Annotated in this window: 21 protein-coding genes; 14 read left to right on the top strand and 7 right to left on the bottom strand. The window is 60.8% G+C overall.

Translation table 11 applies throughout. The features are described from left to right. Positions 1 to 128 precede the first annotated feature (128 nt). Together betT and epsC are read right to left on the bottom strand one after the other, a co-directional pair. Positions 129 to 2,123 (bottom strand): choline transporter BetT, encoded by a 1,995-nt coding sequence (gene betT / locus QMX88_RS19515; RefSeq protein ID WP_192173016.1) that lies wholly within the window; start codon positions 2,121 to 2,123, stop codon positions 129 to 131. Positions 2,124 to 2,583: 460 nt separating this feature from the next. Then, positions 2,584 to 3,528: a serine O-acetyltransferase EpsC gene (gene epsC, locus QMX88_RS19510; RefSeq protein ID WP_197983925.1), complete on the bottom strand. Its 945-nt coding sequence runs from the start codon at positions 3,526 to 3,528 to the stop codon at positions 2,584 to 2,586. A 215-nt stretch (positions 3,529 to 3,743) separates the two neighbouring features. Here epsC and QMX88_RS19505 point away from each other — a divergent pair, with 215 nt between their 5' ends. From QMX88_RS19505 to QMX88_RS19445, 13 genes are all read left to right on the top strand, one after another. Beyond that, a complete protein-coding gene (locus QMX88_RS19505) occupies positions 3,744 to 4,745 on the top strand; it encodes a D-cysteine desulfhydrase (RefSeq protein ID WP_282371886.1) in 1,002 nt (333 codons plus the stop codon). 230 nt (positions 4,746 to 4,975) lie between these two features. Beyond that, positions 4,976 to 5,773 (top strand): cystine ABC transporter substrate-binding protein, encoded by a 798-nt coding sequence (tcyJ, locus tag QMX88_RS19500; RefSeq protein WP_192173018.1) that lies wholly within the window; start codon positions 4,976 to 4,978, stop codon positions 5,771 to 5,773. Beyond that, positions 5,770 to 6,438 (top strand): cystine ABC transporter permease, encoded by a 669-nt coding sequence (gene tcyL, locus QMX88_RS19495; RefSeq protein ID WP_133775647.1) that lies wholly within the window; start codon positions 5,770 to 5,772, stop codon positions 6,436 to 6,438. The genes tcyJ and tcyL overlap by 4 nt, the downstream gene beginning before the upstream one ends. Positions 6,439 to 6,441: 3 nt before the next feature. Beyond that, entirely contained in the window at positions 6,442 to 7,185 is a 744-nt protein-coding gene (gene tcyN, locus QMX88_RS19490; protein WP_282371885.1) for an L-cystine ABC transporter ATP-binding protein TcyN, read from the top strand. A gap of 572 nt (positions 7,186 to 7,757) precedes the next feature. Further along, a complete protein-coding gene (locus tag QMX88_RS19485; RefSeq protein ID WP_282371884.1) occupies positions 7,758 to 8,492 on the top strand; it encodes a hypothetical protein in 735 nt (244 codons plus the stop codon). 210 nt (positions 8,493 to 8,702) lie between these two features. Next, a complete protein-coding gene (locus QMX88_RS19480; protein WP_192173021.1) occupies positions 8,703 to 8,843 on the top strand; it encodes a hypothetical protein in 141 nt (46 codons plus the stop codon). A 137-nt stretch (positions 8,844 to 8,980) separates the two neighbouring features. Then, entirely contained in the window at positions 8,981 to 10,222 is a 1,242-nt protein-coding gene (locus QMX88_RS19475) for an SfnB family sulfur acquisition oxidoreductase (RefSeq protein ID WP_282371883.1), read from the top strand. A gap of 37 nt (positions 10,223 to 10,259) precedes the next feature. After that, the gene (locus QMX88_RS19470) at positions 10,260 to 11,465 is read left to right on the top strand and encodes an SfnB family sulfur acquisition oxidoreductase (protein WP_282371889.1); all 1,206 of its coding nucleotides are present in this window, start codon (positions 10,260 to 10,262) and stop codon (positions 11,463 to 11,465) included. Further along, positions 11,465 to 12,832: an LLM class flavin-dependent oxidoreductase gene (locus QMX88_RS19465; RefSeq protein ID WP_282371882.1), complete on the top strand. Its 1,368-nt coding sequence runs from the start codon at positions 11,465 to 11,467 to the stop codon at positions 12,830 to 12,832. Before QMX88_RS19470 ends, QMX88_RS19465 begins: the two co-directional genes overlap by 1 nt. A gap of 75 nt (positions 12,833 to 12,907) precedes the next feature. After that, positions 12,908 to 13,702 carry a MetQ/NlpA family ABC transporter substrate-binding protein gene (locus tag QMX88_RS19460; protein WP_282371881.1) on the top strand — a complete coding sequence of 265 codons (795 nt, stop codon included), beginning with the start codon at positions 12,908 to 12,910 and terminating at the stop codon, positions 13,700 to 13,702. Positions 13,703 to 13,704: 2 nt separating this feature from the next. Beyond that, entirely contained in the window at positions 13,705 to 14,835 is a 1,131-nt protein-coding gene (locus tag QMX88_RS19455) for a methionine ABC transporter ATP-binding protein (protein WP_282371880.1), read from the top strand. Then, positions 14,825 to 15,469 carry a methionine ABC transporter permease gene (locus QMX88_RS19450; RefSeq protein ID WP_122536756.1) on the top strand — a complete coding sequence of 215 codons (645 nt, stop codon included), beginning with the start codon at positions 14,825 to 14,827 and terminating at the stop codon, positions 15,467 to 15,469. The genes QMX88_RS19455 and QMX88_RS19450 overlap by 11 nt, the downstream gene beginning before the upstream one ends. 351 nt (positions 15,470 to 15,820) lie before the next feature. Further along, positions 15,821 to 16,447 carry a class I SAM-dependent methyltransferase gene (locus QMX88_RS19445; protein WP_192173027.1) on the top strand — a complete coding sequence of 209 codons (627 nt, stop codon included), beginning with the start codon at positions 15,821 to 15,823 and terminating at the stop codon, positions 16,445 to 16,447. A 43-nt stretch (positions 16,448 to 16,490) separates the two neighbouring features. Here the strand turns inward: QMX88_RS19445 and QMX88_RS19440 are convergent, their stop codons facing one another. Further along, on the bottom strand, positions 16,491 to 18,743 hold the full coding sequence (locus QMX88_RS19440; protein WP_442969477.1) for a glycoside hydrolase: 2,253 nt from the start codon (positions 18,741 to 18,743) through the stop codon (positions 16,491 to 16,493). Positions 18,744 to 19,002: 259 nt separating this feature from the next. Between QMX88_RS19440 and QMX88_RS19435 the strand changes: the two genes are divergently transcribed. After that, complete coding sequence (locus QMX88_RS19435) at positions 19,003 to 19,449, top strand: hypothetical protein (RefSeq protein ID WP_282371879.1); 447 nt, start codon at positions 19,003 to 19,005, stop codon at positions 19,447 to 19,449. 71 nt (positions 19,450 to 19,520) lie between these two features. Here QMX88_RS19435 and QMX88_RS19430 read toward each other — a convergent pair whose 3' ends face one another. The 4 genes from QMX88_RS19430 to QMX88_RS19415 form a co-directional block, all read right to left on the bottom strand. Further along, entirely contained in the window at positions 19,521 to 22,661 is a 3,141-nt protein-coding gene (locus tag QMX88_RS19430; RefSeq protein ID WP_192173030.1) for an efflux RND transporter permease subunit, read from the bottom strand. Then, positions 22,658 to 23,728: an efflux RND transporter periplasmic adaptor subunit gene (locus QMX88_RS19425; protein ID WP_282371878.1), complete on the bottom strand. Its 1,071-nt coding sequence runs from the start codon at positions 23,726 to 23,728 to the stop codon at positions 22,658 to 22,660. Before QMX88_RS19425 ends, QMX88_RS19430 begins: the two co-directional genes overlap by 4 nt. Next, positions 23,725 to 24,864 carry an efflux RND transporter periplasmic adaptor subunit gene (locus tag QMX88_RS19420; RefSeq protein WP_282371877.1) on the bottom strand — a complete coding sequence of 380 codons (1,140 nt, stop codon included), beginning with the start codon at positions 24,862 to 24,864 and terminating at the stop codon, positions 23,725 to 23,727. The genes QMX88_RS19425 and QMX88_RS19420 overlap by 4 nt, the downstream gene beginning before the upstream one ends. Positions 24,865 to 25,417: 553 nt before the next feature. Then, positions 25,418 to 26,452, bottom strand: a complete 1,035-nt coding sequence (locus tag QMX88_RS19415; RefSeq protein ID WP_282371876.1) for an ABC transporter substrate-binding protein — start codon at positions 26,450 to 26,452, stop codon at positions 25,418 to 25,420. Between the last annotated feature and the right edge of the window lie 57 nt (positions 26,453 to 26,509).

The raw sequence follows: 26,509 nt of genomic DNA, 5'->3' as shown, positions 1-26,509 counted from the left end.
TGGCTTGGCTTAGGTAGAAATCGAAGGTGTAAAAGCAAGCGTGCCCGCAAGGGCGTCGTGTCCGTCCCCGGTTGGGCGACTGACACGACGCCCTTGCGGGCACGTGTTTTTCTACAAAAGAAAGCGCCTTAACGCACCAGGTGCAGGAACTGCAGGTGGCGCTCGTACTGGTCGAGGATGTCGTTGATGACCTGTTCCTTGGTGTAGCCCACCAGGTCGTAGTCCTGACTGCCCTCGCTCAAGTGCACTTCGGCGCGGTAATAACGGCGGTTGTTCAGCTGTTTGGAGCCCATGCCGCCGCGTGCGAAGGACGGTGTGAAATAGCCACGCATGGTCACCTGGTACACAAACGGACGCTCTTCACCGTGGCCGATTTCCAGGCCCACCGTGTCGTTGGCCGGATCCGGCTGAGTCACGACGGTCAGGCCCTTCTCGACGAACACTGCCGTCACTTCTTCAATCGCCGGGCGTACGGTCTGGTCGAGGAAGCGGTAAACCTCATCACGGGACGGGAACGCCACGGCCTGAGTCAGACGCTGACGCCAGCCGCCACGCCGGGATCCGGAGACCGGTGCCAGTGAATACAGCTGAGCGATCTGGCGCTGGGACTCCATGTAGAACGCCTTGTGCAGCCCCCACATCATCAGCAGCAGAATCAGCGAGAACGGCAACGAAGTCAGTACCACCGCCGACTTCAGCGCATCGATGCTGCCCGAGAACAGCAAGCCGCTGGTGATCAGCGCCGTCATCACGCCCCAGAACACACGCAGCCATTTCGGGCCATCTTCGTCCGGGCTGCCGCCTTTGGCAGAAAGCGTCGACAGCACCACGGTGCCGGAGTCGGCCGAAGTCACGAAGAACACGAAGCTGATGAACACCGTCACGGCAATGACCGTCCGGCTCCATGGGTACGTCTGCAGCATCAGGTAAAGGGTCATCGACGGATCGTCGATAGCCGATTGGCCCAACGCAGCCATGCCGTGGTTCAGCACCAGGTCGATGGCGCTGTTACCGAAAATCGACATCCACGCGAGGGTGAAGCCCAGCGGGATCAGCAGCACGCCGCAAACGAATTCACGAATGGTGCGACCACGGGAGATACGCGCGATGAACAGACCCACGAACGGCGACCAGGCAATCCACCACGCCCAATAGAACACGGTCCAGCCACCCAGCCAGTCGCTCGGGCCATCGTACGCATAGACGTCGAAGCTCTTGACCGGCAACGCGCCGAGGTAATCGCCGATGTTCTGCACCAGCGTATTGAGCAGGTGCTGAGTGGGTCCGGCAAACAACACGAACAGCAGCAGCGCGCAGGCCAGCAGCATGTTGATGTCGGACATGACCCGCACGCCTTTGTCGACGCCCGCAATGGCTACGAGGATTGCCGCGCCCATCATCAGAGTGATTAAACCGACCTGAATCCATTGGGTGTGCGGCACGTTGAACAGGTAGTCGAGCCCTGAATTCAGGTGCAGTACACCAAACCCCATGTCAGCACCGAGGCCGAAGATGGTGGCGATGATGCCGAAGCCGTCGACTGCGTAACCGATCGGGCCGTTGATGCGCTTGCCGATCAGTGGATACAGCGCTGAACGCAACGCCAGCGGCAGGTTGTGGCGATAGGCGAAGTAGGCCAGCGCCATGCCGACGAAGGCGAAAACGCCCCACCCGTGCAGGCCCCAGTGCAAAAACAGCAATTGCATGGCCTGGCGTGCCGATTGGGTGGTCCCGCCCTCACCCTGGGGCGGCTGCAGCATGTGGGTCAGCGGCTCGGACACGCAGAAGAAGAACAGCGTGATGCTGATCCCGGCGGCGAACAGCATGCCGGCCCAGGACAGGTAGCTGAATTCGGGTTCGTCGTGGTCCGCGCCGAGCTTGATCTTGCCGTAGCCGGACAGCGCAGTGACCACAACGAACAGCAGATACAGGGTCATGGCCAGCATGTAGTACCAGCCAACAGTGTTGGCGGCCCAGTTCTGCGCGGCGAGCAACCAGGCCCCTGAGGCTTCCGGGAAGCCGATCACGACCAGTCCGAAGATGAGGATGAAGCTGGCAGCGAAGTAGAAAACAGGGCCGTTCATGCGAACAGGCGAGCTGTTCGAAGCGCTTGAATTATTCATATGAATACCGCCGCGCGGGCGAGGGGATCGATCATGCAACGTAGATGCGGCAAAGGTAGGCCTCCTGAGATCAGCGGGCAGCGAACCACCGGTTTAACTTGATTGAACGTTCAATTAAAGCACGAATAGACGGCCGGAGACTAATGCACGGTGGCGTGACGCTTAATCAGGCGAGGGTAGGACGGACGACGAAAGCCTTTCGTTCCGTGGGTTCGGAAGGGTTTTCAATGCGCTGGAAAATTATGGAGGCCTTAGGTGGCGTTTGCAGACAAATCAATTGTGGGAGTGAGCTTGCTCACGAAGAGGTCGGTATATCCGCTACATTTCCAGCGGCTGGGATGCCATCTTCGTGAGCAAGCTCACTCCCACAAGGTTTGCGTTTGCTGCCTGACCGCATCGTCTGAGCAACGGGAGATGCCCTCCACAGTGAATTCCGTAGGAGTCAGTGCCGCGACCGACGCTACTTCGGACAGCCATCCTCGTGCTGCAGGCTCGCCTGATTGACGTTACTGCCCGCCGGGACGCCGCGCGTGAGCCACACGTTGCCGCCGATGGTCGAGCCCTTGCCGATGGTGATGCGCCCCAGAATCGTGGCGCCGGCATAGATCACTACATCATCTTCGACGATCGGGTGACGGGCATGGCCCTTGAGCAATTGGCCGTCTTCATCGGAGGGGAAGCGTTTGGCACCGAGGGTAACGGCCTGATAGATGCGCACGCGCTCGCCGATGATCGCGGTCTCGCCGATGACCACGCCAGTCCCGTGATCAATAAAGAAGCTCGGGCCGATCTGCGCGCCAGGGTGAATGTCGATGCCGGTGGCAGAATGGGCAAGCTCGGCGCTGATGCGCGCCAGCAGGGGCAAGCCGTTGTGATACAGGTGATGGGCCAGACGATGGTGAATCACCGCCAGAATGCCCGGGTAGCACAGCAACACCTCATCGACACTGCGCGCGGCGGGGTCACCGTGGTACGCCGCCAGCACGTCGGTGTCGAGGACGCGGCGAATCGTCGGCAGTGCGCTGGCGAAATCCTGAATCAGCCGTTCCGCATGCACATCCGCGCAGCTGGCATCCTGGCCTTTCTGCCGGGCGGCGTAGCGCAGTTCGAGCCGCGCCTGATCGAGCAGCGAGTTCAACGCCACGTCGAGGGTGTAGCCGACGTAGAAGTCCTCGCTCTCTTCGCGCAGGTCCACCGGCCCCAGCCGCATTGGAAACAGCGCGCCGCAGAGCGCATCGAGAATGTCGCGCATGGCCTCGCGGGAAGGCAGCTCGCGGCCGCCCTTCTCGCCGCTGATTCGGCCGTTGCTGGTACGCCAGTCATCACGCGCGGCGCGCAATTCGCCCACAATCCGCTGCAGTTGCCAGTGGCCGGTCACGCCCTCGGCGCAGGATTCCGGGGACAGGTCGGGAATAGTGCTCACGCAGATTTCTCCTCAATTCAACGGCGAGTCAGGCTGTAACGGCCGAAGTGGAATCACTCTACGACATCCCTTCGCGGCAAAAAAATAACTATTTTCGTGGGGCTTCTGTGCAGGGGATGGAGGACGCCGGGCGGTTGCCCTGTGGGAAACGTCTGCCTATAGTCCTGCGACTCAATTGCAGACCTGTCGACGCCACCATGATCAAACAACAGCTCGCCCGTTTTAATCGTCTGGAATTGCTCGGCGGTCCGACGCCCTTTGAAAAGCTCGAACGCCTTTCGAACTGGGCCGGGCGCGACATTTACGTGAAACGCGACGACATCACCCCGCTGGCCATGGGCGGCAACAAGCTGCGCAAGCTGGAATACCTCGCGGCCGATGCCCTGGCTCAGGGCTGTGACACGCTGATCACCGCGGGCGCCATTCAGTCCAACCATGTGCGTCAGACGGCTGCCCTCGCCGCCCGCCTCGGCCTGGGTTGTGTGGCGCTGCTGGAAAACCCGATTGCAACCGACGACAGCAATTACCTGGGCAACGGCAATCGCCTGCTGCTGGATTTGTTCGATACCAAGGTCGAATTGGTCGAGAACCTCGACAACGCCGACGACCAGTTACAAGCCCTGGCCAGCCGACTTCGCCTCAGCGGCAAGAGGCCCTATCTGGTGCCAATCGGCGGTTCGAATGCCCTCGGCGCGCTGGGTTATGTGCAGGCCGGTTTTGAACTGGCCGAGCAGATCAAGCAAAGCGGCCTGTCATTCGCGGCCGTCGTGCTCGCGTCGGGCAGTGCCGGCACCCACAGCGGCCTGGCGTTGGCGCTGGCGGAAGAACTGCCTGAGCTTCCGGTGATAGGCGTGACCGTGTCGCGCCCGGAAGAAACCCAAGCGCCCAAGGTTCAGCGCCTGGCCGAGCAAACCGTCGAACTGCTGGAAGAATCGTTGCCCGCCGCATTCAAGGTGCAGCTGTGGGATGAATACTTCGGCCCACGATACGGCGAGCCGAATGCCGGGACGTTGGCGGCAATCCGGCTGGTGGCCAGCCATGAAGGGCTGCTGCTGGATCCGGTGTACACCGGCAAAGCCATGGCTGGACTGCTCGACGGCATTGGCAGGCAGCGCTTCGAAGATGGCCCGATCGTCTTTCTCCACACCGGTGGCGCGCCAGCTTTGTTTGCGTATCAAGACGTCTTTTCGGCGGGATAGGGCCTTCGTCCCGCTGCCACGCAAGCCGTCGCGTGAACGCCATATTCCAGAAACTGATAAGCGATCCGCTTTTTATTATTTTTCATCGTTGGGTTCGAGTCTTATGATCGCCGCCAGCCGGCGTGCAGAGCCTTGCAGGCGACTGAAAAAGCTGGATAAACGCGTGATGCCAACGTAGCTTCGTCGGGTCTGATACTTGCCTGACATTCCAATTAAAACAGGGGACTTTCATGAACATGTCTGCAATCCGCCGCACCTTTCTGTTGTCGGCCTTTAGCCTGGTGCTGGGCACGGGTCTGGTTAGCCAGGCTGTCGCTGGCGATCAACTGGCAACCATCAAAAAGAATGGAACCCTCAATGTCGGCCTGGAAGGCACTTATCCACCCTTCAGCTTCGTGGGTGAAGACGGCAAGCTGACCGGTTTCGAAGTGGAGTTCTCCGAAGCACTGGCCAAGGAACTGGGCGTCAAGGTCAAGCTGCAGGCCACACCGTGGGCCGGCATTCTGGCCGCACTGGAGTCCAAGCGTCTGGATGTCGTGGTCAATCAGGTGACCATCTCCGACGAGCGTAAAAAGAAGTACGACTTCTCCGAACCCTACACCGTGTCGGGCATTCAAGCGCTGGTGCAGACCAAAGACGTCGGCGTGATCAAAACGGCCGCAGACCTGAAAGGCAAGAAAGTGGGTGTCGGCCTGGGCACCAACTACGAAGAATGGCTGAAAGCCAACGTGCCTGATGCCATCGTCAAAACCTACGACGATGATCCGACCAAATACCAGGACCTGCGTGTCGGCCGTATCGACGCCATCCTCGTTGACCGTCTCGCTGCGCTGGAACTGGTCGCCAAGACCAAGGACAAGCTGGCCGTTTCCGGCGAACCGTTCTCCCGTCAGGAATCCGGTATCGCACTGCGCAAGGGCGAGCCTGAACTGCTGGACGCGATCAACAAGGCCATCGACAAGCTGCGCGCCGACGGCACCCTCGCCAAGCTGTCGGACAAGTACTTCAAGGCTGACGTGACCAAATGATTCCAGAGAGCCTTCAGCTCGCGCTGGACTCCGCGCCCTTCCTGCTCAAGGGCGCGTATTACACGGTGGGCTTGAGCCTGGGGTCGATGTTTTTCGGATTGGTGCTGGGCTTCGGCCTGGCACTGATGCGTTTGTCGAAGATCTGGGTCATCAGCGCCGTCGCCAGGGTTTACGTCTCGTTCTTCCGTGGCACGCCGCTGCTCGTCCAGCTGTTCATGATCTATTACGGCTTGCCGGACCTGGGCATTGAACTGGATGCGATCACCGCAGCACTGATCGGCCTGTCGCTGAACATGGCCGCGTATGCCTGCGAAATCCTTCGGGCCGCGATCGGTTCGGTGGACCGAGGGCAGTGGGAAGCCGCTGCGAGCATTGGTATGACGCGCGCCCAGACCATGCGCCGCGCCATCCTGCCGCAAGCTGCACGCACCGCGTTGCCGCCCTTGGGCAACAGCTTTATTTCACTGGTCAAGGACACGGCGATGGCCGCCACCATTCAGGTGCCGGAAGTGTTCCGCCAGGCGCAGCTGATCTCTTCGCGGACGCTGGAAATTTTCACCATGTATTTCACCGTTGCGGTGATCTATTGGGTGCTGTGCAGCATCCTGGCGCATTTTCAAAATCGCCTGGAAGCACGGGCCAACCGCCACGATGTGGAGTCCTGAGGCATGATCACGGTTGAAAAACTGACCAAGCAATTCAAGGGCAACGAAGTGCTCAAGGGCATTGACCTGACGGTCGAGCCGGGCGAAGTGGTAGCGATCATCGGCCCTAGCGGTTCGGGTAAAACGACGCTGCTGCGCTGCCTGAATCTGCTGGAAGTGCCTACGAGCGGCAGCATTGTCGTGGGCGACATCAAAATCGATTTGAGCCGCCCGTTGAGCCAGCAGCAGGGTCTTATCCGGCAACTGCGCCAGCATGTCGGGTTCGTCTTTCAGAACTTCAATCTGTTCCCCCACCGCACGGCGCTGGAAAACGTCATCGAAGGCCCCACTGTGGTCAAGAAGATGCCGCGCGACCAGGCCATCGAGCTGGGCCGCGCGCTATTGGCGAAGGTCGGCCTCGCGGGTAAAGAGAACGCATATCCGCGTCGCCTGTCCGGCGGGCAACAGCAGCGTGTGGCGATTGCCCGGGCGCTGGCCATGGAGCCGGAGGTCATTCTGTTCGATGAACCGACGTCGGCGCTCGATCCCGAGCTGGTGGGCGAGGTGCTGAATACCATTCACGCCCTCGCCCTGGAGAAACGCACGATGGTGATCGTGACCCACGAGATGAGCTTCGCGCGGGACGTCGCCAACCGGGTGATCTTCATCGACAAGGGCGTCATCGTTGAACAGGGCGAAGCGAAAGAGCTGTTCGCCAACCCTAAAGAAGAACGCACAAGGCAGTTTCTTGAGCGCAGCAGGAATTAGTCCGACACGTTATGTGTTTAAAACGGCGCCAATAGGCGCCGTTTTCTTTGTCGTTCATATTTAGAAAAGCGTTGACCCACTAAAAGTCCTACTATTTCGACGCCGGCTAGCCGTCATCAATCTATCTGCTTTTTCAATACGAACAGCGCTCACTGTCTCTACTTCCCCGCAACGTTGATTGACCATTTCCTCGCCCACAAATAACTGTCGCTGACACTTTTCATTAGCCTGCTGACTGCGGAATACGGCGCGCCCGGCGGCTCAGGTAGGACCACAGTCGCACCCCCCTCCCCATAAGCAACGCCCAACTGTAGGAAACTTCTGCATTTGCGTTACACACACTTTAAAAACTTAATGACTGTTGACACAAACACCGCAACACAATTAGCTGAAATCGCTCTCGGTTTATTCTTTTTCCAGAACAGCAACCCACTAATTACCACCGTTTGTAATGTTTGCCATGTCTATGCATCCCGGCGTGTACTAGTGCCAGTCGTTTTCACGCTGCAGTTGCAATGAATTAATCACCTGACTTGCCTTGATCCAGGCACGCATTCGAAGAGTATTAAAAGATGATCCGTATCCCTGTAATGACTCAGTCTTTCAAGTTGATGGCGCCGTATCTTCCGCAGTCGAACAAGCATGGGATTGGCGCCCTGGCGGCGGCCGATCTGCGAGTGCACATCGACCCCTGGCCAGAGATGGACTGCGGTGATTTGATCGAATTGTTTTGGGGAGGCTGTTATGCCGCCTCAAAACTTTTATCGGAGTCCGACATCGGGCACACATCCGTCCTACATGTACCCGAAAGTTTTCTTCGAAGTGGAAAAGTGAAAACCTACTATCGCGTTACCAAAATTGGCAGCGAACCCATTAAATCTCCCGGCGCCAAGCTATGGGTCAAACTGGAGATTCCCGGCGGTCAATTGGTCAGCGGCGAGGGCGATGAGAATCAGGGACTGGCACCGGTGACGTTCGCCGAGTCGGTCATGCAGGACGGTTTGACTGCGCGCCACTTCGATGAGGGCGTACAGCTCACCCTCGACGCTTATCCCAACATGGATGCCTACGATGAAATCACTCTTCGCTGGGGCGACATGCGTCTGGATCTGCCAGCGCTCACCCAAGAAGAGGTCGGCCTGCCCATCGTGGTTGAAGTACCAGCAGAATTGGTGCGCGAGGCGGGCGATGACCCGCACCTGGAGGCGAGCTATTGCGTGATTGACCGGGTCGGCAATAACTCGCGTTGGGCGCCGGCGCGATTGATCAAGGTATCGACCGACATGACCGATGAGGTCGGAGCTTGATATCGACCCCGCTCAAGACGCTGTCGCGGCGCACCCTCGGCGTGCCGCGATACGTCTGCCGCCCAGCGTGCTGCAACCGTGAACGGCGCTACGGATCAGGCACAGAGAAGAAACCTCCCACATCATCTCCATCAGCGTCCTACAGCTTCCCCCTGGATACGCGGGAACGGGCTGCTAGCCTGCGGTGAACCCCCCCACAAGGTGTTCGCCATGCCCTTCAGACATTTGGTCAAGTACATGATTCTGGCGCTGGCCTTCGGTTCATGCCTGACCTACACGCAAGCCACGGCGCTGGCGACAGCAGCGGCCATTTCGCCTTCTATGCTTATTCCTAAATGTGAGTTTATTTAATGTTTATACACGCTTAGGGTATATGCACCGGACCACCGGACCATCGTCAATTTTCCCGCCGCTATCGCGGTATTGATTCGAGGTTCGAATGGTCAAGCACAACGACCCCAGTGCTCGCGCTCGTGAAGGTCACCACCATGACTGATCTGAACGCCCTTTCTGTCCAGCACACCCTGGACGTGGCTCCTCCCCTGCTCCCTGCCAACGTACTGCGCAACGACGCCGATGCCCTTGCCGCGGCCCATGAACTGGCCGCGATCGTGCGCCCGAATGCCGCCACGCGAGACCGCGAGCGGCAACTGCCCTGGTCGGAAATCGAGTTGTTCAGCCGCAGCGGCCTGGGCAGCATCACGGTACCGCGCGCATACGGCGGGCCGCAGGTGTCATTCGTAACCGTGGCCGAGGTCTTCGCCATCCTCTCGGCGGCTGACCCTGCCGTGGGCCAGATTCCGCAAAACCACTTCGGGATTCTCAACTCGCTGATCGGCAGCGCTACCGAGGCGCAGAAAGAAACCCTGTTCGCCAGCGTGCTCGGCGGCGCACGTATCGGCAACGGCGGCCCCGAACGCGGGACCAAAAACACCCTCGACGTCAGAACGCGAATAACTGCGGACGGTGATCAGTTTTTGCTCAATGGCCGCAAGTTCTACTCGACCGGCGCGCTGTTCGCCCACTGGGTGGCGGTCAAGGCCATCAATGACGACGGCAAACAAGTGCTGGTGTTCGTGCCACGCGGGACGCCGGGGCTGCACATCATCGACGACTGGTCCGGCTTCGGTCAGCGCACCACCGCCAGCGGCAGCGTGCTGCTGGAAAACGTGCGCGTGAGTGGCGAACTGGTTGTTGATAACTGGAAGCTGGGCCTGTCTCCGAACATTCAGGGCGCGGTCTCGCAACTGATTCAGGCCGCCATCGATGCGGGCATTGCCCGGGAAGCCATCGACGAAAGCATTCGTTTTGTGCGCGAGCGTTCGCGGCCGTGGATCGACGCCAATGTCGAGCGCGCCGGTGACGATCCGTATGTGATCGCTGACATCGGCAAGCTGAAACTCGAGCTGCACGCCGCCGAAGCGCTGCTGCGCAAGGCCGGCCGTGCGCTGGATGACATCGCCGCCGAACCCATCGACGAACAATCAGCGGCGCGGGCGTCCATCGTGGTCGCCGAAGCCAAGGTGCTGACCACGCAAATCGCCCTGCAGGCCAGCGAAAAGCTGTTCGAGCTGTCGGGCAGTCGCGCGACGCTGGCCGAATTCAATCTCGATCGTCACTGGCGCAACGCGCGGGTTCACACCCTCCACGACCCGGTGCGCTGGAAGGTCCACGCCGTCGGCGCCTGGCACCTGAACGGCGCCCTGCCCGCCCGTCACTCCTGGATATAACCAGACCACTGGAAGCACACCTATGAGCCTTCAAACCTTGCCGCGTGACACGCAGGCGACCGCCGTGACCGCGATCATTCGTGACGACGCCGAGGCGCTGCGTATCGCCCGCACGCTGGCGGAAGATTTCAAACAACAGAGCGCCACCCGTGATCGTGAACGGCGCCTGCCCCATCAGGAACTGGAAGCGTTTTCCCGCTCGGGACTGTGGGGCATCAGCGTGCCAAAGGCCTTTGGCGGCGCTGGCGTGTCCAATGTCACCCTGGCCGAGGTCATTCGGATCATCTCTGCCGCCGACGCCTCTCTGGGGCAAATTCCACAGAACCACTTTTACGCGCTGGAAGTGCTGCGCGTGAATGGCAGCCCGGCGCAGCAGGCGCGTCTGTACGCCGAGGTCCTCGCCGGTCAGCGCTTCGGTAACGCGCTGGCTGAACTGGGTACCAAAACCGCCCACGACCGCACCACCCGACTGAGCCGCGACGGCAACGGCTGGCGCATCAACGGCCGCAAGTTCTACGCCACCGGCGCGCTTTACGCCCAACGCATACCGACCTCGGTGGTCGATGAAAACGGCGTGCAGCAGCTGGCATTCGTGCCAGCCAACGCAACGGGGCTGAGCGTGATCGATGACTGGAGCGGCTTCGGCCAGCGCACCACGGGCAGCGGCTCGGTGGTGTTCGATAACGTGTACGTTGACGCCGACGACGTGGTGCCGTTTCAGACCGCCTTCGAGCGCCCGACCACCGTCGGCCCTCTCGCACAAATCCTCCATGCGGCCATCGACACCGGCATCGCCCGCGCGGCCTTTGAAGACGCGCTGCATTTCGTGCGCACCCGCACGCGGCCCTGGATCGACTCTGGCATCGAAAAAGCCGTCGATGACCCGCTGACGCTGCACAGCTTTGGCAAGCTCGGCATTCGCCTGCACGCCGCCGAAGCCCTGCTCGAACGTTCGGGGGAATTCCTGGATCGAGCCCAGGCCGAGACCACGCCAGAGAATCTGGCCCAGGCATCGATTGCGGTCGCGGAGGCGCGGGCGATCAGCACCGACATCTCATTGGAAGCCGGCAGCACCTTGTTCGAACTCGCCGGTTCCCAGGCCACGCTGGCGGAGCACGGCCTTGACCGGCACTGGCGCAACGCGCGGGTCCACACGTTGCACGACCCGGTGCGCTGGAAGTATCACGCCATCGGCAACTACTACCTCAATGACGTCAACCCGCCACGCCGGGGGACGATCTGATGAGCAAGAAAAAGATCCTGCTCAACGCGTTCAACATGAACTGCATCGGCCACATCAACCACGGTTTCTGGACACACCCACGGGACACGTCCACCCAGTACAAGACCCTCGAATACTGGACCGAACTGGCGCAGTTGCTGGAGCGCGGGCTGTTCGACGGGTTGTTCATCGCGGACATCGTCGGGGTCTATGACGTCTACCAGAAGTCGGTGGACGTAACCCTGAAGGAATCGATCCAGTTGCCGGTGAATGATCCGCTGTTGCTGGTATCGGCCATGGCCGCGGTCACCAAAAACCTCGGCTTCGGCCTGACCGCCAACCTCACTTACGAGGCGCCGTATCTGTTCGCCCGGCGCATGTCGACGCTGGATCACCTGACCCGCGGCCGCGTGGGCTGGAACATCGTCACCGGGTATCTGGACAGCGCCGCGCGCGCGATGGGCTTGACCGAGCAAATCGAACACGACCGCCGCTACGACCAGGCCGATGAATACCTGGAGGTTTTGTACAAGCTGTGGGAAGGCAGTTGGGAGGACGACGCAGTCATCGAGGACCGTCAGGCGCGCATCTACGCCCAGCCGGAAAAAGTCCATTACGTGCGGCACAGCGGCGAGTTCTATCAGGTGGAAGGTTATCACCTGTGCGAGCCGTCGCCGCAGCGCACGCCGGTGCTGTTTCAGGCGGGCAGTTCCGAGCGCGGTTTGCAGTTTGCCGGCAGCAACGCCGAGTGCGTGTTCATCAGCGCGCAGAACAAACCCGCGACCCGCGAGCAGGTCGACAAGGTCCGCGCCAGTGCCGTGGCCGCCGGGCGCAACCCCGATGACATCAAAGTGTTCATGGGCCTCAACGTCATCGTCGGCCCCACCGAAGAAGCGGCGCGGGCCAAGCACGCGGAGTACCTGAACTACGCCAGCGCCGAGGCAGGGCTCGCGCATTTTGCTGCGTCCACCGGCATCGACTTTGCCGACTACGAGCTCGACGAGCCGATCCAGCACGTGAAAGGCAACGCCATTCAGTCGGCCACGAAGATTCTCAAGAACAACGACTGGACCCGCCAAAAGCTGCTCGATCAACACGCCCTCGGCGGCCGTTACATCACGCTGATCGGCTCGCCCGAGCAGGTGGCCGACGAGCTGGAATCGTGGATCGCCGAAACCGGCCTGGACGGCTTCAACCTGACCCGCATCGTCACCCCGGAGAGCTACGAGGATTTCATCGATCTGGTGATCCCCGAGCTGCAACGGCGCGGCTCATACAAGACCGCATACGAGCACGGCACTTTGCGCGAGAAGCTGTTTGAGGACGGCAACGCTCGACTGCCGGAACGGCATGCGGGGGCGGCTTATAGAACACGTAGCAATCTGTAGGAGTGAGCTTGCTCGCGAGACGGCCTTACAAGCACCCCAAATTCAAACCAGACCACTGACACGGATTACCCCTCAATGATCAAAACCCTCCTCACCCTCGCGCTGTCCCTGGGCCTGTTTGCCGGCGTCACCCACGCTGCCGATCAACCGCTCAAAGTCGGCACCACGGCGGCGTTCGCCATCCCGCTGGAAGCGGCCGTCGCCGAAGCCGATAAACAAGGCCTGAAGGTCGAGCTGGTGGAATTCACCGACTGGATCGCGCCCAACGTCAGCCTCAACGCTGGCGACATTGACGTGAACTACTTCCAGCACATCCCGTTTCTGGAAAACGCCAAAGCGGCGTCGGGTTTTGATCTGGTGCCGTACGCGCCGGGCATCATCAACAATGTCGGGCTGTACTCGAAGAAGTACAAAAGCTTCGATGAGCTGCCAACCGGCGCCACCGTCGCAATCGCCAATGACCCGATCAATAGCGGACGCGGCCTGCAACTGTTGGCCAAGGCCGGCTTGATCACGTTGAAACCGGGCGTGGGTTACAAGGCCACCGAAGACGACATCACCGCCAACCCGAAGAAGATCAAGCTGATCCAGGTCGAAGCCGTGCAGCTGGTGCGCGCCTATGACGATGCCGATCTGGTGCAGGGCTACCCGGCCTACATTCGTCTGTCGAAGACCTTCGATGCTGGCTCGGCGATTCTGTTCGACGGCCTCGATCACCCGGAGTACGTGATTCAGTTCGTCATAAAGCCCGACCACAAGGATGACCCGCGTCTGGCCAAGTTCATCGACATCTACCAACACTCGCCGGTCGTGCGAGCCTCGCTGGATAAGGTCAATGGCTCGCTGTATCAGGTTGGCTGGAAGAACTGATCATGACGGCATCCGCGCAACGCGCTTTGACGCTTGAGGGTGCTGCGGCTCCCCATGCCGCCGAGCAAGCAGAACTGCATCCTGAGAAGCAACGGGCCCATGTGCGCTTCATCAATCTGGGCAAGGTCTATGAAGGTCCGCAAGGGCCGGTGCCGGCGCTTACGGGCATCGATCTGGATATCCAGCGCGGTGAGGTTTTCGGCATCATCGGCCGCAGCGGCGCAGGCAAATCGTCGCTGATTCGCACCATCAATCGTCTGGAAAAACCCAGCAGCGGACGCGTGCTGATCGATCAGGTGGACATCGGCGACTTCAACGAAGACACGCTGGTGGCGCTGCGCCGACGCATCGGCATGATCTTTCAGCATTTCAATCTGATGTCGGCCAAGACCGTGTGGCAGAACGTCGAGCTGCCGCTGAAGGTGGCGGGCGTGCCGAAGGCGCAGCGTCAGCGCAAAGTCGCCGAGCTGCTGGCATTGGTGGGGCTGGAAGGCAAGCACACCGCCTATCCCGCGCAATTGTCGGGCGGGCAAAAGCAGCGCGTCGGCATTGCCCGGGCGCTGGTGCATGATCCAGCGATTCTGCTGTGCGACGAGGCGACCTCGGCCCTCGACCCGGAAACCACGCAATCGATTCTCGGCCTGCTGCGCGAGATCAATCAGCGCCTGGGCCTGACGATCATTTTGATCACCCACGAGATGGCGGTGATCCGGGAGATCTGTGACCGGGTGGTGGTGCTGGAAAAAGGTGAGGTCGTCGAGCAGGGCCCGGTCTGGCAGGTGTTCGGCAACCCGCAGCATGAAGTGAGCAAGACGCTGCTGGCGCCGCTGCAACATGCGCTGCCGGAGGATTTGCAGGCGCGCTTGCAGCCGCAGCCATCCGAACAACACGTCAGCGTTGTGCTGGACCTGCAATTCACCGGCAGCGACGGCAAGGAGCCTGATTTGTCGGCACTGTTCAATGCATTTGGCGGGCGGGTGAGCCTGCTGCATGGCGGCGTCGAACGCATTCAGGGGCGTGCGCTGGGTCACCTGCTGCTGGCGGTAAGTCATTCGCCGCTGTCGGCGGACGAATTGCTCAATCGTGCCCGCAAACACGCGCAGCACGCGGAGGTATTGGGTTATGTGGCTTGATCGTCTGTGGCAGGGCGTCATCGACACCTTTCTGATGGTGGGCGTGTCGTCGCTGATTGCGTTGATTCTGGGCATTCCACTGGCGGTGATTCTGGTCACCAGCGGCAAGGGAGGCATTTTTGAGGCGCCCAATGTGAACCGGGTGCTGGGCGCGTTCGTGAATATTTTTCGTTCGGTGCCGTTCCTGATTCTGATGGTCGCGCTGATTCCGTTCACGCGGCTGATCGTCGGCACGACCTACGGCGTGTGGGCGGCGGTGGTGCCGCTGACCATCGCGTCGACGCCATTCTTCGCGCGTATTGCGGAAGTCAGCCTGCGCGAGGTGGACCACGGCCTGATCGAAGCGGCACAAGCGATGGGCTGCCGCCGGTGGCACATCGTCTGGCACGTGCTGTTGCCCGAAGCGCTGCCGGGCATCGTCGGCGGATTTACCATCACCATTGTGACAATGATCAATTCGTCGGCCATGGCCGGTGCCATCGGCGCGGGCGGCCTGGGCGACATCGCTTATCGCTACGGTTATCAGCGGTTTGATACGCAGGTGATGCTCACCGTGATCGTGTTGCTCGTGATCCTGGTAGCGGTGATTCAGTTGGGCGGGGATCGATTGGCATTGCGACTGAACAAGCGCTGATCAAAGAGCGCCTTCCCTGCAGGACTGGCTGAATCCGGTCCCACTATCGGCATGCGTTCATTCAGTAGGACTGGCTTTAGCCGGGAAAGCGTCAGGCGTCACCCTGCAAAGTTGATGGCGCTGACACGGGCCCCTTCCCGGCTGAAGCCGGTCCTACTAACGGCGTGCGTTCATTCAGCTGGACTGGCTTTAGCCGGAAAAGCGCCAGGCGCCACACTGCAAAATTGATGGCGCTGACACGGGCCTCTTCCCGGCTGAAGCCGGTCCTACTAACGGCATGCAGTCCCGCCAGGAGATCGCAATTCGGGAGCGGGGTATATTGGCGGCCTTATTCGCCCAGACAACCACCTCATGAAACTTGATCAAACCGACCTCGCCCAGATCACGGCCACTACCCTCGGCAACTACAACGATGTCGCCGAGGGTTTTCGCGAAGGGACCCGCGACCATGATGTGAGCCAGAACATTGATGCGCTGCTGCGCAATATCACAGGCCCGGCGCCGTTTCAGATTCTGGATTTCGGCTGCGGGCCTGGCCGTGATCTGCAGACCTTCACTGCCATGGGCCACATCGCCACTGGCCTGGATGGCTCCGAACGCTTTGCCGAGATGGCCCGCGCCGACAGCGGCTGCGAGGTGCTGCACCAGAACTTCCTGGAACTTGATCTGCCCGCAGAACGCTTCGACGGCATCTTCGCCAACGCCTCGCTGTTCCACGTACCGCGTCAGGAATTGCCTCGGGTGCTGCGTGAGTTGCGCGCCGCACTCAAGCCCGGCGGCGTGCTGTTCAGCTCCAATCCCCGAGGTGACAATCAGGAAGGCTGGAAAGGCGAGCGCTATGGCGCGTTCCATGATCTGGAGTCGTGGAGCGCGTTACTGACCGAGGCCGGGTTTACCGAAGTCGAGCATTACTACCGACCGCCGGGATTACCGAGAGATCAACAGCCATGGCTGGCGAGCGTGTGGCGCAAGGTCTGACCGCTGCAGGTCTCCCGTAGCGAGACTCGGAAAACCTGGCGCATCAGCCGCCCTCGCCTGTTGCGTGATAGACGCTGACCGCTCCGTCAGGCGCAACCGCCGTCACGCTATGCCCTGCATACCGGGTCGTCCCTACCTCACGGGTCCCACCATCGAAGTTCGCCACCAGTCTCGTTCCGTCCGCGAACGTGGTCTGCTGAACTTGTCGATCAAGCGTCAGCCAACTGAACGCCGTCATCGCCTGGGTACCAAGGCGCTCATGCAGTGGCCTGAAAAACCGGTCCTGACGCTGCATCACCGGCAACCGCTCGCCCAGCGTCGCGCTGCTCAGGTGATACAGCGGCGGCACGTTGTAGAGCAACTGGGCGAGCTCGTTCTCCTGCCTGACATTGACCAGTTTCAGGCTGTCAAAAAGCCAGTGATGAGTCGTGATGACCGATCCATGGAACACGGCCTGATAGAGCGGCAGGCGGGTCGTCGGATTGAAGTGAATGGTGCGATAAGGCTCCTTGATCGGTACCGGTTTGAAGAACACGTCCGGCTGCTCCGGCGGGTACCAACTGCCCAGGTACCAGCGGGAGGACTTGTGCTGGCTGAGCTCCGGATCGCCCCATCCGATCACCGGCGTCTGCATGCCGTGGGCGAAAAGGATGCCTTGGGCGGTGACGGCATTGCCGTCCTCGGAACCTGAGGGCAGCGCTCGGGCTTCAGCCACCCACTGCGAAGCACTGACATTAGCGGCGGCGTTTTGCATCTCGGTCATGGTCGCGCCGGGCCGATAGCTGTCGAACAGCATCCCCGTGGCATAGGCGTCCAGAAACCAGCTATTGAAACCGGCAGCGGCCTGGACAGCTGTAACCCGCGCCTCCATTAAAGGCCGGACACAATGCGGATCGGTGTAATGCCCGGACTGTTGAAAACCGGCTTTGAACGTTCCGTCCTTCAGCACAATGGCGCATTGACGGTGTGCGTCGCTGCCCAGGTGAGCGGTCACCCAGTCCGGGTTTTCATGGGTCGCCAGAGCCGTTTCGTAGGAGTCATAAGGCGCAATCAGATACCCCGCCTGCACAGCGGCGCGAACGGCTTCGGGATGCCAGAGACCTCCCTCCCAACCTTCGCCGAGCCCCAGCCACAGTCGTGGCAAACCAGATGCTTGCAGGCTCTCGATACCCTTCAGGGATAGCACGCCGCCCCATGTCGACGGGTCATCCGCGAGGGCGCCGGCAAACAGACGGGCGACTTCCCCGTGAAGCTCACCGTAACGCGACGTCAACCGCGACACGTCGGGCTGGGCATCACGTTGCCATGCTTGTCTTGCGACAGAGTTGAACGCCCTGTTGAGACTGCGCAACAGGGCGACTTGTTGCCAGCGCTGCAATTGTCCCTGGCTGCCACTCAGCAAAACCAGGGTTTCTTTATCCAGCCCATTGCGCAACTGCACGGCCAGTGGGTCGTCGGACGCAAGGACCTGAGTCAGACGGCCCCAAGACTGAATATCATCAAGGGCCAACAGGTCGTTGCCCCACAGATAGACGTGGGCGGCGCCGAGCAGCTTGCGCGCCTCTGGGGTTTTCTCGAACTTGCTTTCCAGCGTCTGATAGTCGCCATTGTCGATGAGCCACTGCCGGTAACGCCTTGCGCCAGCGAGCGGGTCGGCGGCATCCAGCGACAGGCGAAAGGTCATTGGCGTGCTGAGATCCAGCGCCGTGAACTCATGTCGGGCGGACAAACCCAGGGCGTCACCTTGGGGATGCAAACGAAGGCGGTTGTTGAATGGATGGGTCAACAGCCAGGTCAGGGTGAATGCGCCGTGGTCCATGCCCCATAACGGGAGACTGAGGTCCTGAGTGGTATTGATCTCGCCCTGGGTCACAAGAAACTGCTGCCAGACAGTGTTCCCGCGAGGCACATAATGCCCCTCGGCCATCGGCCAGATCAGCGCCTTGCCCATGGCGTCGCCTGGCTGATTCAGGAACTCCAGCACTCCCGTATTCCGGGCCTTGATGGTCAGCAAGAGGTCACGTTGCTGCAGCCGGACTTCGAGATGCCAGGCGCCCTCGTCCCACTGCCACGCGAGGTAGTCCTGCGAAGTCTTGAGCTCACTGACGCGATGCGCCTTGACCCCGCTTGACGCTTGCAAGGCAGGTTGCCCGCTCGGCGAGACGCGGACCGCGAGTGTCTGCGGATCAACGTCCACCCGCCAGAAGTCGTTTTCCAACGTTTCAGCCGAACTGCCGAATGGGAGCATCCAGCCCAACAAGAGGCAGACACACAAGCGTACCAAGGAAAAAGACATGTCGAGCCCCGCGAAGCGATTCAGCGGGGCACAGTAAGGCAGGGACCGACGAGTGTCTGTCGGACCGTTCCTAAATCACGACTGGCCTTGCCCCACCTCGCAAATGCTCGCTCAACTGACGGGGGTCCGGGACTGTCATTTCTGACAGTAGCCCCTTCCTTTCCCCGCGCACACACTGGACCCGCGCCATGAGTGCCAACCACGATCCAGTTGCCTGATGAACACAGGCTGCCAATCGCCAATCAGCAAGGGAATGACGATGAGTAATTTATTGAAAAACAGTGACTTCGCATCGGGCGAATTAGAACCCTGGACCATCACCCCCACTGAGGTCACTGGGGGGATCAAGAAAGAGGGGGCGGTTTACTACGTGCAGCTGGCAAAGGCAGCCGGTCTGTCCCAGTCCCTCCCGGAGGGCAATTATAAACCCAGCAAATTTACTTTTTATGTGCGGGCCGGGGAAATCATAAAGCCCGGCGATTCCATACTATTCAGTTATGGGGTGCTGATCAGTACGGTCGGGAGCGCCGAGGCGTTTGGTGACATTTCGGTAGCAACCGAGGAGTGGAAGAAAGTCACTCTCGAGATGAAGCGCAAACCGATCCCTGCCACTACGGTGACCGTGCAGGTACACACCGTCTCTGATCCGGAAAAGTTGAAAACTCAGGCAGGGCAGGTGCATTTCAAAGATTTCGAGCTGACCTGACAACCCCCTCACCGGTGCGCAGATAAAAAGCGGAAGTGGCCACCCGACCGCTTCCGCCTGAACCATAGGTATTAATGCGCGGGAGAGGACGCGCCGTCGTCCGTATCGTCATCACGGCGGTGTTGCTCTTCCTGCTGGCGTTCCTGATGTTTGCGCCGCTCCTCCTCACTCGGCTCCTTGATCTTGTACCAGGCCACGTACAGCGCCGGCAGGAAAAGCAAGGTCAGCAGGGTCGCGATGATGATCCCGCCGATCATTGCGTAAGCCATTGGCCCCCAGAACACTTCGCGGGCGATCGGGATCATGCCCAGGCTCGCCGCCGCAGCGGTCAGCAGGATCGGACGGCGCCGGTGTTCCGTGGCTTCCGCCACCGCATCCCACGGCAGATAGCCCGCCACCTCGTACTCATGAATCTGGGTCACCAGAATCACCGAGTTGCGGATGATGATGCCGATCAGCGCCAGAATCCCGAGGATCGCCACAAAGCCCATCGGCGTTCCGGTCGGCACCAGCGCGAGCACCACGCCGATCAATCCCAGCGGCGCGACACTGGCGACGATGAACATCTTCTGCACGCTGTGCAGCTGGATCATCAGGAACGTCGCCATCAGGAAGATCATCAACGGCACGACCTTGGCGATCGGCCCTTGGGCCTTGCCGCTCTCCTCCACCGTACCGCCCGTGGCGACCTTGTAGCCCACCGGCAAACCGGCGGCGAATTTGTCGATCTCGGGCTTGAGCTCCTTGACCAGGTCAGTCGGCTGCATATCGTCGCTCACGGCCGCCTTGAGCGTGATCGTCGGTTTGCGATCACGACGCCACACCAGCGGCTGTTCCAGCTCGTAGCGCACGTTGGCAAACGCCAGCAGCGGAATCGACGTGCCCTGAGGCGTGACGATCTGCAGGTTCTGCAGGGTTTCCGGCGACCCGCGCTCGGCATCCACCGCGCGCCCGACGACATTGATCAGGTAGATGTCGTCGCGCACCTGGGTCACCGCCGAGCCGGTGACGACGCTGTTCATCAGCTGCGCAACGTCCTCGGACGACAGCCCCAACTGCCGCGCCTTGTCCTGATTGATGTCGATGCGCAGGACTTTCCCGGGCTCGTTCCAGTCGTAGATCATCTCGCCGATGTGTTGATTCTTGTCGAGCAGGGTGGCGAGTTCGATGGCGTGCTGGCGCACTTCATCAATGTTCTCGCCGCTGACCCGGTACTGAATCGGGCGCCCCACCGGCGGCCCCATTTCCAGCGCCTGCACATAAGTGCCGATGCCGACGAAGTCGTCACGCAAGCGTTTTTGCAAGCGCTCGGTCAACGCGCCGCGCTCTTCCAGCCCTTTGCTGACGATCACCAACTGTGCGTAATACGGGTTTTCCAGCTGCTGATCCAGCGGCAGGTAGAAACGCACCGCGCCTTCGCCGATGTAGGTGCTCCAGCTGACGATGTCCGGATCGTCCTTGAGGGTCGCCTCGAGCTTGTCCACCGCGCGGCGCGTCTCGTTGATCGATGCGTTCTGCGGCAGGTTGAGGTCGACCAGAATCTCCGGGCGGTCCGATGAGGGGAAGAATTGGTTCTGCACGAAGCGCATGCAGAACAGCGACGTGGCAAATAGCAAAATCGTGATGATGATGGTCAGCCAGCGATGACGCATGGCCCAGAACATCGAGCCGTTGAAGGCTCTGGCGATGCGTCCGGGCTTGGCGTTTTCGTCATGCTTCTTCACGTTTTCGCTAAGGATGTGCACGCCGATCACCGGGGCGAACAGCACGGCAACGACCCACGACACCAGCATGGCGACGGCAATCACCGCGAACAGGGTGAAGGTGTATTCCCCCGCCGAGCTGGCGTTCAGGCCTATCGGCACGAAGCCCGCAACCGTCACCAGCGTACCGGTGAGCATCGGGAAGGCCGTCGAGGTGTAGGCGTAGGTCGCGGCCTGGGCTTTGGTTTCGCCTTTTTCAAGGCGCGACACCATCATCTCCACCGTAATCATCGCGTCATCGACCAACAGGCCAAGGGCAATAATCAGGGCGCCCAGGGAAATACGCTGCATGGTGATGCCGCTGTACTCCATGAACACGAAGACCATCGCCAGCACCAGCGGAATCGAGCAGGCCACCACCAGCCCCGCACGCATGCCAAGGCTGATGAAGCTGACGATCAGCACGATCACCACCGCTTCAAACAGCGCGCTGGTGAAGCCGCCGACGGCCTTCTCGACCACCTGCGCCTGATCGGACACCACATGCACGCCGACGCCAATCGGCAGGTCGGCGGTCGCGGCGCTCATGCGTTCGTGCAGCTGTTTGCCGAACTCCTGAACGTTGCCGCCCTTCTTCATGGCGATGGCCAGGCCGATGGCAGGCTTGCCGTCGAAGCGGAACAACGGCTTGGGCGGATCCACGTAGCCGCGGGTGATTTCGGCGATGTCGCTCAATCGATAGAAACGATCGTTGAGGCGCAGGTTGACGTTTTCGAGGTCTTTTTCCGAGGCGAACTGGCCGGAGGTGCGCACGGAAATGCGCTCCGGACCGGCCTCGATGACCCCGGCGGGCGTCACGGTGTTTTGCGATTGCAGGCTCTGCACGACCTGGCGCTGATCAAGGCCCAGTGCCGCCAGTTTGCGAGTGGAGAAGTTCAGGTACAGCACTTCGTCCTGCTCGCCGATCATTTCGACTTTGCCCAGACCCGGCACGTCGCGAATCTGGACGCGCACTTGCTCCACGTAGTCGCGTAACTGGCGCAGGGTCAGGCCGTCGGAGGTGAAGGCGTAAATCGATCCGTAAACGTCGCCGAACTCATCGTTAAACGCCGGGCCCTGAATACCTTGGGGGAACTGCCCGCGAATGTCATCGATCTTCTTACGAACCTGGTACCAAATTTCAGGAATGGCCTCAGCGCTGGTGGTGTCGCGCAGGTAAACCATAACAGTGGACTCGCCCGGCCGGGTGTAGCTCTTCACGTAATCGAGGGAGTCGAGCTCTTCGAGCTTTTTCTCGATGCGGTCGGTGACCTGCTCCAGGGTTTCATCCACGGTCGCGCCCGGCCAGCGGGTTTGTATGACCATGGTCTTGATGGTGAACGAAGGGTCTTCTTCACGACCCAGGTTCATGTAGGAAAACACGCCCATCAGCAGGCCGACGAACATCAGGTACCAAACGAAAGACTGATGCTTGATCGCCCAATCGGAGAGGTTGAACTTCCCTTTCATCGCGGGCTTTCCTTATCGACTTTGATTTTCTGCCCCGGCTTGAGGCTATTGACCCCGGCGGTCACAACTCGATCGCCGTTATTGACCCCCCCGGCCAGTACCACTGAATCATCACTGCGGCTGACGACCGTGACGACGCGTGGGGAAACGGTCTGGTTCTGCACGTCGATGACCCAGATCTGCGTCTTGCCGTCGACTTCCTGAACGGTCGTGGCGGGCAATTCGATGCGCGGCTTGATCGCCGAGCTCAGGGTGACGCTGATCGCTGTGCCCAGACGGAAGGCCGCCGGCGTATCCGCCAGGGTCAAACGTGCGCGACGGGTGCGGGTGGTGCTTTCGGCCTGGGGCTCGAGTTCTCGCACGGTTGCAGTGGTGTTGATCTCTGGCTCCAGCTGGCTGGCGACTTTGAACACGACGTCGCTGGGCAGTTGATCACTCAGTTGCGCCGGCAAATCAATGACCGCCTCTTTGATGTCCGGGCGCGCCAGTGTCACCACCTGCTCGCCCGCGCTGACCACTTGGCCGGCCTCGACTTTCCATTCGGTGACGACGGCATCGTGATCGGCGCGCAGCTCGCTGTAGCTCAGCTGATCCTTGGCCTGTTGCATCGCGGCCTTGGCCTGATCGTAGGAAGACTGCGTGGTTTTCAGGTCGGTGACCGCGACATCCAGCGCGGCCTGGGCGCCAACGCCGCGATCAAACAACTCTTGTTGCCGACGGGCGTTGGCCTGGGCGTTGATCAGCTGCGCTTCGACCCGGGCCAGATCGCCTTGGGTTGAGCGCACTTGGTTCTGTTGGTCCGTCGGGTCGAGCACCGCCAGCATGTCGCCCTTCTTGACCTGTGCGCCGACGTCGACGCTGCGCTGGGCGATGCGGCCCGAGACGCGAAAGCCCAGAGTGCTTTCATAGCGCGCGGCGATGTTCCCGGCGAAACGACCCAGGCTTTCCTGAGCCTGGGGTTTTACCTCAATGAACAGCACCGGCCGAACCGGCTCGGGTGGCGGCTCTTCCTTGCTGCATGCGCTCAACAACAGGCTCGCCAGCACAACCCCCAACAAGCGCTTCATTGCTGGGCTCCTGTCGGCTGTTTCGAGGAATCGGGGTACACGTCGGCGAGCTCCACCTGCATGTCCGGGTGCAGCAACTGGTTACCGGCAACGACCACTTTTTCACCATTCTTCAAACCGTCGACAATGATCACTTTGCCGGTCAGGTAGCGCCCGACCGTGACGCTGCGCAGGCTGACCTTGTTATCCCCATCGACCACCCACACCGCCGGCTTGCCGAGCTGATCGCCCAAGCCTTTGGTCAGCGCGGACCACGGCAGCTCGACGCTGGTCCTGGCCGGCACGCTCAGCGCGGCACTGACCACCGAACCCAGATCCATGCCCGGCGGCAGCGAGGTGAGGGCGATCTTCACTTGCAGCGTGCCGGTTTGCGCCGATACGGCTGGCGTGACTTCGCGCACCTTGCCGACGGCCTTGACCTTCGGGTTGTCCAGCAGCGTCACTTCGACCGGCTGGTCGGTCGGCGGGTTGACGAACAGCGACTCGTAAACGTTGAACACGGCGTCGCGCTCGCCATCGCGGGCCAGGCTGAAGATCGGCGCGGTGGGCTGTACGACCTGCCCCACTTCGGCCTGCCGCGCGGTAATGATGCCCGGCGCATCGGCGATCAATGCGGTGTAGCCCAGTTGCTCGCGGGCGTTGGCCAGTTGCGCCTGGGCGGCTTTGAGCGCGCTCTGACTGCCACGAAGCTGGGCTTGGGCGGAATCGTATTCACTGCGGCTGGTGTAGCCCTTGGGCAAGAGCTTTTCCTGACGCACGAAGGCGGCGGAAGTCTGTTTCACGCGCGCCTGCTCGGCGGCAACGGCAGCGAGGGCGGAATCGACATTGGTCTGCAGGTCTTTGGGGTCGAGTTTGGCCAGCACTTGTTTGGCCGACACCCGATCGCCCACGTCGACCGTGCGCTGAATGATCTTGCCGCCCACCCGGAATGAAAGCTGGGTCTGCACCCGCGCCTGGACATCGCCGGTCAGCGCGACGTCCGCAGCGAAATCGGCCGTCTTGACCTCTTGGGCCTGCACGCGTGCGCGCACCGGTTCCTGGGGCTTTTCCTTCCCGCAGCCAGCAAGCACGGCCAGGCACAGACCGAGGGAAAGAACGGTCAGACGACCATGAAAAAAGAAGGGTTGGGCGGGCATGCAAGCTCCTTGTGCCAATGCCGTTGCGACACCGCGCCGCCGGACGCCAATGCGATGTGATCATGCGACTGTGAGCTTACATCAGGGTTCCTTGAGGCACCGAACTCTGCCGGCATCTACAGCGCACGCCAATCTACGCTAGAGCACGCCTGTTCGCGATGGGGGGTGGTCTGTGACATCGATGTTGGCAGACACACTGCCTTCGTGAGCAAGCTCACTCTCATGAACATGACAACGCCGCAGTTCTACCTGTGGACACAAAAATTGTGGGAGCGAGCTTGCTCGCGAAGGGGTCGAGACACCCCGCTGCATCTTTAGCGCCTGAATCGCCGCCTTCGCGAGCATAGCTCGCTCCCACAGGGGGTGTGTTTGATGCCAGACAGCGCGTCGTCTGGACGACGGGATATGCCACAGGTTCGCGGCGCGCCAAATATCTGGGTCGCACGCAAATCCACTGTAGGAGCAATCGGAGGTTACGACGGTCGCGAAGGCGGTGTGGCTGACACACCGCCCCACATCAGGCCGGTCTAAACAGACCGACCAACGTTGAGGATCAACTTCCGGCACCACCGTGGGCTTCTTCGAAGAAGAAGTCCTTCCAGCTGTCAGCCTTGTTTTTCAGCACACCCAGCTCGTGGAGCTTTTCGGCGTAGATGAACGTGCGCTGGGGCACGACGGTGAAGTCGATTTCCGGGTCGGAGACGATTTTCTCCACCAGCGGCAACGGCAGTTTCGATTTCTCGACGTCGATGTATGTCTTCGCCGCCGCAGGTTTGTCGGCCTTGATGATTTTTTCGGCCTCCGCCAGTGCGTCGTAAAACGCTTTGTAGGTCTTCGGATTTTCGTCGTGGAATTTCTGTGTGGTGTAGAGGACGTTGAACGTCGCCTGACCGCCCAGCACATCGTAAGAACTCAGCACTTTATGCACGTTGGGATTTTCCAGCTCCTGGTACTGAAAAGGAGGACTGGAGAAGTGCGCGCTGATCTCCGACCCGCCGGCAATCAGCGCCGACGTGGCGTCCGGGTGCGGCAGGCTGACGGAGATGTTGTCAAATTTCTTGAAATTGTCGTTCCCGAACAGCTTGGCGGTTTCGATCTGCAAGGTGCGCGACTGGAACCCCACGCCCGCCGCCGGCACCGCGATGCGGTCCTTTTCAGTGAAGTCGTTGAGGGTCTTCACGTTGGGGTTGTTGCTGAGCAGGTAGTTGGGCATCGAGCCCAGCGAGGCGATGGCCTTGACGTTCTGCTTGCCCTTGGTCCGGTCCCAGATGGTCAGCATCGGCGGTACGCCCGCCGACACCACGTCCAGCGCGCCAGCCAGCAGGGCTTCATTCATCGCGGTGGCGCCGGAGATGCTGTTCCAGTCGACCTTGATGTCCAGGCCCTGCTCCTTGCCGTGCTTCTCGATCAGCTTCTGCTGCTGAACGACGTCCAGAATCAGATAACCGATGCCGAACTGCTGGGCGATGCTGATCTTGCCTTCAGCGTGCGCGCCGCTGCTCAACAAAGCGCCAGCCAGACCCAGGGCGGCGGCGAGCGCGGTCAGTGTCGGGCGCTTGAAAGGTGCAGCTGTTTTCAGAAATTCCATACATTTCTCACGATGAAGGCGAAAGGGGTGACGGACTCATGGCCCATTCAGCGGCCA

This window comes from Pseudomonas sp. PS02290 (genome assembly GCF_029960075.1).
GTDB lineage: Bacteria > Pseudomonadota > Gammaproteobacteria > Pseudomonadales > Pseudomonadaceae > Aquipseudomonas.
Note: the sequence above shows the minus strand (reverse complement) of the source record. Positions and strands in the feature narration are given on the sequence as shown.